Consider the following 7073-nt stretch of genomic DNA (forward strand, 5'->3'; position numbering starts at 1 on the left):
CGACCTTGTCCTCGAAGATCGGCGCGCGCATCTGCGCCTGGGCGTTGGGGTTCTTGCGCAGCAGGTCGAAGATCTGCTGAGCCTGGGCGCCGTAGCGCATGGCTTCCTGGCGCATGGCCTGGGCCAGTTCCTGCTCGGTCACCTGAACGTTGTTGGCCCGGCCGATCTCGGCCAGCACCAGGCCCAGGCGCACGCGACGCTCGGCGATCTTGCGGTACTCGGTCTGCAGCTGCTCCTCGGGCTTGGCCGCGTCCTCTTCCGGCAGCTGGCCGTTCTCCTTGTCCGCCTGCACCTGGCTCCAGATGGCGTTGAATTCGGCCTCGACCATCTTCGGCGGCAGCGGGAAGTCGTGCTTGGAATCCAGCTCGTCCAGCAGGGCCCGCTTCAGCTTGAAGCGCGAATACGGCTGGAACTGTTGTTCGAGGTTCTCGCGGATCAGCTTCTTCAGCGATTCCAGGTCGTCGACGCCCAGGCGCTTGGCCAGCTCGTCGTCCACGGCGGACTCCACCGGCGCCTTGACCTCCTTCACCTTAACCTCGAATTCGGCTTCCTTGCCGGCCAGGTGAGCGGCCTGGTACTCGGCCGGGAAACTGACCTTCACGGTCACCTCGCTGTCGGGCTTGGCGCCCACCAGCTGCTCCTCGAAGCCGGGAATGAACTGGTTGGAGCCCAGCACCAGCGGCACGTCCTCGGCCGAGCCGCCCTCGAAGGCCTCGCCGTCGATGCGGCCGACGAAGTCGATGACCACCTGGTCGCCGTCCTCGGCCTTCACGGTCTTGCCGGTGCGCGGCTCATAGGTGCGGTTCTGGGCCGCCAGCTCCTTCACCGCCTCTTCGACGTCCTCGTCGGTGGGCTCGTGCACCGGGCGGACCAGCGACAGGGTGGACGGATCCACCGGTTCGAACTCCGGCATCACGTCGACGGCGATCTCGTAGGAGAGGTCGGCCTTGCCTTCGATGACCTGGTCCAGGTCGCCCTCGGGCTTCAGGTCCGGCTCGCCGGCGGGGCGCAGCTTGTTCTCCTCGAGCACCTTCTGGGTGGTCTCGTTGAAGGTCTGCTCAAGCACCTCGCCCATCAGCGCCTTGCCGTAGAGGCGGCGAACGTGGGCGGGCGGCACCTTGCCAGGACGGAAACCTTTGATGTTCAGCCGGGGCGTGATCTCGGCGATCCGCGCCTCCAGCTTCTCCGCCAGGTCTTGGGCGGGCACCGTCACGCCGAACACGCGGCTCAGGCCTTCACCAGACTTATCAACGATCTGCATGGACATCTTCAGGTCTTCCGGCGGCCTTGGACTATCGCCGCATACGGCTTGAATTGAGAACGCCGCCCGAAGGGCCGGGCGGCGGCGGGCGGGTTATGTCATGAGCCGGCCAAGCGGAAAAGCGCAAACCATGGGTAACGCCGCCCGGCCCCTCGCCCCTGGTGCGGATGAGAGGACTCGAACCTCCACGCCTTGCGGCGCTGGAACCTAAATCCAGTGCGTCTACCAGTTCCGCCACATCCGCCCAGGGGCTCCCCGTTTAGGCCAAACCGCCCGCGTCTGACCAGTGGCGGCGGCCGCGAACGTGCAGGCGCGGGAACAATCATTTGATAACCCACGTTGTTCGGCGAACTGGCGCGGGCTGGAAGACGCCATTGAGGACCCTGTGCATAAAGTACTGCTTGTCGAGGACGACCCCTTAGTTTCACTGCTCATCCGCGAGGAGCTGGAGGCCTGCGGATACTACGTCACCTGCGCCGGTACCGCGCCGGAGGCCCTGCGGGCGATCGAGCAGCCGCGGAGCTTCGAAGCGCTGGTCACCGATATCGACCTGGGCGGGCCGACCGATGGTTTTGGCGTCGCGCGCTGCTTCCGCGCCGTCTACCCGGAGATCCCGGTGGTGTTCATCTCGGGCGCGCCGGGCATCCGCTACCGCACCGAGGCGGTGAAGCCGTCGAGCTTCCTGCCCAAACCGTTCGTGATGCACGAGCTGACCGACACGCTGGAGCGCGTGCTGCACTAACACGCAGCCCTGCGACATATTAGCCTCTCGGGCCGAATTCGCCGCGCGCGAGAGACGAGGCCTCTTGCAACAATCGCGAGTGGCGATCCTAGTGGCCGCGGGTCCTCGCGCAGGATCCGATTTCCCAGAAACGTCCGGCCCGGAAAACATCCTGGCGCCGGGCCGGACACTTCCGGGAGCCTACCCCCCGACTTCGTACAGGCGCCGGAGCACCGGCGGGGCCAGGCCCGGCAGGTCTTCGGCGATCAGGCCTGGACCGAAGCCGGCGGCGGCCTCGGCGTGGATCCAGGCGCCGGCGCAGGCGGCCTCGAAGCTCTCCATCCCCTGGGCGACCAGCCCGGCGATGAAGCCGGCCAGCACGTCGCCGGAGCCGGCGGTGGCCAGCCACGGGCTGCCGTTGAGGTTCACCGCCGCGCGGCCGTCCGGGGCGGCGATCACCGTGTCCGGCCCCTTCAGCAGCACCACGGCCCCGGCCCGGTCCGCGGCGGCGCGGGCGGCGGCGATCCGCTCGGGCGAAGAGGCCAGCAGGCGCGGGAAGATCCGCTCAAACTCGCCAGGGTGCGGGGTCAGCACGTCGTCCCGGTCCAGCACCGAGAACAGCTCGTCCGAATCGCCGCGGAAGGCGGTGATGGCGTCGGCGTCGATCACCAGGGCCGCGCCGGTGCGGGCCAACGCCAGCAGGTTCATCAGGGTCGCTTCGGTCACCCCGGCGGCCGGGCCGATCACGGCGGCGTCCATCTGCTCGGCGATCGTCTCCAGCTCCAGGTCGGTTTCGAAGGGCCGCAGCATCACCGCTTCCAGGTGGGCGGCGTTGACGACCAGCGCCTCCGGCGGAGAGAGCACGGTCACCAGGCCCGCGCCGATCCTCAGCCCGGCTCGCGCCGCGAGCCGGGCGGCCCCGGTGCTGGCCGCCGGGCCCGAGACAACGATCATCCGGCCGCGGGCGTGCTTGTGCGCCGTCGTCGAGGGCCAAGGGAAGCGCGGCAGCCACAGGTCCGGGGTGTTCTCGTAGAGCCGCGCGCCGGCGTCCGCGAGGCCGATGTCGGCCACCACCACCTCGCCGCAGCGGCTGCGGCCCGGCTCCAGGGCGTGGGCGACCTTGCGGGCGTGGAATGTGACGGTGAGGCCTGCGCAGGCGCAGGGGCCGGCCGGCTGGGCGGCATTCCCCGGCAGGCCGCTGGGGACGTCGACGGCGACCACCTGGGCCGGCCGGTCGGCCAGCTCCAGCGCCACCGCCGCCGCCTCGCCGGTCAGCGGCCGGGTCAGCCCCACGCCGAACAGGGCGTCCACCACCAGCTCGCCGCCGACCGGCGCCTTCAGAGGCGCCGTCTCGCCGTCCCACTGGGCCGCCGCGGCGGTCGCATCGCCGGTCTCCGGCTTGGCGAGGGCCAGCACCTTCACCGGCCAACCGCGGGCCTTCAGCAGCCGGGCGATGACATAGCCGTCGCCCCCGTTGTTGCCCGGCCCGCAAAGTACGACCGCGCGCCTGGGCGTGAAGCGGCGCACGATCTCCTCCACCACGGCCTGACCGGCGCGCTCCATCAGCACCACGCCGGGCGTGCCGGCGGCGATGGCGGCCTTGTCCGCGGCCGTGATCTCAGCGACCGAAAGGATCTGGCGGGGGGTCACGCGCTCGCTCATGTCTTCACCCCTGCCCTCGAAACAGCCTTCGCCGATTGCAGCCCCGCCGCCTGGGGAGGTCAACTCTTCAACCCCGCTCGATATGAGTCCTGAGCCGCGCCGAGGCCGATTGGAGCCCGGTTTCCGCCACGATGAGCGGAGGTCAGAGGACGCCGGTGGTCGCCTCGCGCCCCTTCTCCACCAGCCGCAACTCCTCGCCGTCCGTCTCCAGGACCGTGATCGAGCAGTGGTCCGGGCGGAAGCTCAGCACCTGGTCGTGGCCCTCAAGGTGGGACATCACCGCGTTGATCGCCACATAGTGGGAGAACACCGCCGTATCGCCCCGGGCGCGCAGGGAGCGGGCGATGGCGTGGCGCCATTCGTCGTAATCGAGGTCGCCCTCGATCTCGCCCCATTGGCTCTGGAAGACCTGGCGCAACCAGGCGCTGCGGTTTTCCGGGGCGATGGTGGACGGCGTCGGGATCTCGCCGACCACGGAGTCGATCTCCACCTCGACGCCCAGGGCGTCGGCCAGCGGCTGGGCGGTCTCGCGGCAGCGGCGCAAGGGGCTGGAGACCACCCGCTTGGGCCGCTCATTCTCGGGACGGGCGAGCAGGGCGTCGCGCGCGGCTTCGGCCTGGGCCCGGCCCTGGTCGTCCAGCCCGGGGTCCTCGTCGCTCCCCTGCCCCCACACGGTCGCCGGCTTGCCGTGGCGGATCAGATAGAGGTGGGGCATGGGCTCAGGTCTCCGTGGGTCCGGCTCGTTCTTCCCTGTCTGGGGACGGGAGGCAACGGTTCTGTGACGGGCCGCCCCTCTCCCCACCGGGGCCGGGAGCGCCGCAATCTTCAGCAAACCCGCGCATTTCGCAGCGCAGCGTCGGAGTCGGCCGCAGCGCGGATTCACCCGGTTCTTCGGCAAACCCGCGCCCGAACCGGCGTCACACGCCGCCGGGGTGACGCCCCGGCCCGTCCCGGACCCTGGTTTTCCCGGCAACCGCGGCCAAAACCGCGATGCGCGCGATTTAGGCGCCCGGCGCCTAAACGCTAGTCAAACGCACGAATCCGGCGCAACAGCCTTCGCGAACCGCCAAGACCCCCTTGTTCCGCCCGCCCGGAGCATGCTGGTTCGCGCCGACCGCTCGGGGGCGGCCCTCTCGTCGAACCGAACAGAGCCCAAGGCCCATGAAAAAGATCGAAGCCATCATCAAGCCGTTCAAGCTCGACGAGGTGAAGGAGGCTCTGCAGGAGCTGGGCGTCCAGGGCATGACTGTGCTGGAGGCCAAGGGCTACGGGCGCCAGAAGGGCCAGACCGAGCTCTACCGCGGCGCCGAGTACGTCGTGGACTTCCTGCCCAAGATCAAGATCGAGGTCGTCGTCGCCGACGACCAGTTGCAGGGCGCCCTCGAGGCCATCGTCACCGCCGCTCGCACGGGCCGCATCGGCGACGGCAAGATCTTCGTCTCCGATGTCGCCGAGGTGCTGCGCATCCGCACCGGCGAGACCGGCTCCTCCGCCATCTGACTTTCATCGAGCTCTAAGAAGGGGAACAGAACCCATGGCTTCCGCCCAAGACATCCTGAACCTGATCAAGGAGAAGGAGGTCGCCTACGTCGACGTCCGCTTCACCGACATCCGCGGGAAGATGCAACACGTCACCTTCGACATCGACCTGGTGGACGACGAGTTCCTGACCGACGGCACCATGTTCGACGGCTCTTCGATCGCCGGCTGGAAGGCGATCAACGAGTCCGACATGAAGCTGCGTCCGGACCTGGACAGCGCCTACATCGACCCCTTCTACCAGCAGACCACGCTCGCCCTGTTCTGCGACGTGCTGAACCCCGACACCAACACCCCCTACAACCGCGACCCGCGGTCGATCGCGAAGACCGCGCTGAACTACATCAAGAGCGCCGGCATCGGCGACACCGTGTTCTTCGGCCCGGAAGCCGAGTTCTTCCTGTTCGACGACGTGCGCTGGAACACCGCCCCGCAGAACACCGGCTACTCGTTCGACGACCGCGAGCTGCCGGTGAACTCGGCCAAGGAATACCCGGAAGGCAACATGGGCCACCGCCCGGGCCCGAAGGGCGGCTACTTCCCGGTCAACCCGGTGGACTCGGCGCAAGACCTGCGCGGCGAGATGCTGTCGGTGATGCGCGACCTCGGCATGCAGCCCGAAAAGCACCACCACGAGGTGGCGCCGGCCCAGCACGAGCTTGGCCTGAAGTTCGCCGAGCTGATCACCATGGCGGACCGGATGCAGCTCTATAAGTACGTCATCCACAACGTCGCCGCCGCCTACGGCAAGACGGCCACCTTCATGGCCAAGCCGATGTTCGGCGACAACGGTTCGGGCATGCACGTGCACCAGTCGATCTGGAAGGACGGCAAGCCGCTGTTCGCCGGCGACAAGTACGCCGGCCTGTCGGACATGTGCCTGTGGTATATTGGGGGCATCATCAAGCACGCCAAGGCGATCAACGCCTTCTCCAACTCGACGACCAACAGCTACAAGCGGCTGGTCCCCGGCTACGAGGCGCCGGTCAAGCTCGCCTACTCCTCGCGCAACCGCTCGGCCTCCATCCGCATCCCGCACGTGGAGAGCCCCAAGGCCAAGCGCATCGAGGCCCGCTTCCCGGACCCCATGGGCAACCCCTACCTGACCTTCGTCGCCCTGCTGATGGCCGGCCTCGACGGCATCGAGAACAAGATCGATCCGGGCCCGGCCATGGACAAGAACCTCTACGACCTGCCGCCGCGCGAGCAGAAGAAGGTCCCCGAGGTCTGCGGCAGCCTGCGCGAAGCCCTCGAGAACCTCGACAAGGACCGCGCCTTCCTCAAGAAGGGCGGCGTCATGGACGACGACTTCATCGACAGCTACATCGAGCTGAAGATGGAAGAGGTCATGCGGCTGCAGCTGCACCCGCACCCCGTTGAATTCGATATGTACTACAAGTGCTAGGACGCGCCTCTTAGCAGGGCGACTTCAGGGCCGCGGGGCGAAAGCTCCGCGGCCTTTTCCATGGCGCGGCGGTTTTGACGGCGACTACGAAGCGGCGCTGAGCCGTGCGGGCGTTCAGGACATCTTGGACCCGCAGGTGCTGCAGGCCGACCGACCCTCCCCGCTCGGAGCGGCCGCGCGGGGTCGACGGCCGCTGGCGCGGTGATCGATCGCTGCGGCGCGGCCGGACGCACAGTTGTCGTTTTAAGTGGGTCGATTGTCGTCAATCTGTCTCTTCCAAGTTCTCCCCCACCCTATCACGACTCACAACCGGACGCCGGGTGATCGAGATCACGGTTTTATTTGGCGTCATCTTAGCGCCGCGCGCCGACCGCCAGTTGCGGATGCGCCTGCCGCCACCCATTTCTAAACCTGATCCGCCGGGACGTGCCGCCAATCAAGCGGTCGATCGTCTCCGGCGCGATGCGCATCCGAGTTGATCCATG

6 protein-coding genes and 1 tRNA gene are annotated in these 7073 nt (G+C 68.1%); 3 read left to right on the forward strand and 4 right to left on the reverse strand.

Going from position 1 to position 7073, the window contains the following annotated elements:
- Positions 1-1261, reverse strand: a 1261-nt coding sequence (gene tig, locus VHK87_RS13730; protein WP_329635458.1) for a trigger factor, incomplete at its 3' end; no start/stop codon positions are given.
- A 159-nt stretch (positions 1262-1420) separates the two neighbouring features.
- Positions 1421-1505 (reverse strand) — tRNA-Leu (locus tag VHK87_RS13735).
- A 141-nt stretch (positions 1506-1646) separates the two neighbouring features.
- Between VHK87_RS13735 and VHK87_RS13740 the strand changes: the two genes are divergently transcribed.
- Positions 1647-2003: a response regulator gene (locus tag VHK87_RS13740; RefSeq protein ID WP_329635453.1), complete on the forward strand. Its 357-nt coding sequence runs from the start codon at positions 1647-1649 to the stop codon at positions 2001-2003.
- 180 nt (positions 2004-2183) lie between these two features.
- On the opposite strand, the gene VHK87_RS13745 is transcribed toward VHK87_RS13740, so the two are convergent.
- Together VHK87_RS13745 and VHK87_RS13750 are read right to left on the reverse strand one after the other, a co-directional pair.
- The gene (locus VHK87_RS13745) at positions 2184-3644 is read right to left on the reverse strand and encodes an NAD(P)H-hydrate dehydratase (RefSeq protein WP_329635454.1); all 1461 of its coding nucleotides are present in this window, start codon (positions 3642-3644) and stop codon (positions 2184-2186) included.
- A gap of 142 nt (positions 3645-3786) precedes the next feature.
- Entirely contained in the window at positions 3787-4359 is a 573-nt protein-coding gene (locus VHK87_RS13750) for a histidine phosphatase family protein (RefSeq protein ID WP_329635455.1), read from the reverse strand.
- A 446-nt stretch (positions 4360-4805) separates the two neighbouring features.
- Here VHK87_RS13750 and VHK87_RS13755 point away from each other — a divergent pair, with 446 nt between their 5' ends.
- On the forward strand, positions 4806-5144 hold the full coding sequence (locus tag VHK87_RS13755) for a P-II family nitrogen regulator (protein WP_329635456.1): 339 nt from the start codon (positions 4806-4808) through the stop codon (positions 5142-5144).
- A gap of 34 nt (positions 5145-5178) precedes the next feature.
- Positions 5179-6588, forward strand: coding sequence for a type I glutamate--ammonia ligase (gene glnA, locus VHK87_RS13760; RefSeq protein ID WP_329635457.1), 1410 nt, complete (start codon positions 5179-5181; stop codon positions 6586-6588).
- The last annotated feature ends 485 nt before the right edge of the window (positions 6589-7073 follow it).

Origin of the sequence: Phenylobacterium sp. (assembly GCF_036263695.1) — a bacterium.
Classification (GTDB): Bacteria; Pseudomonadota; Alphaproteobacteria; order Caulobacterales; family Caulobacteraceae; genus Phenylobacterium.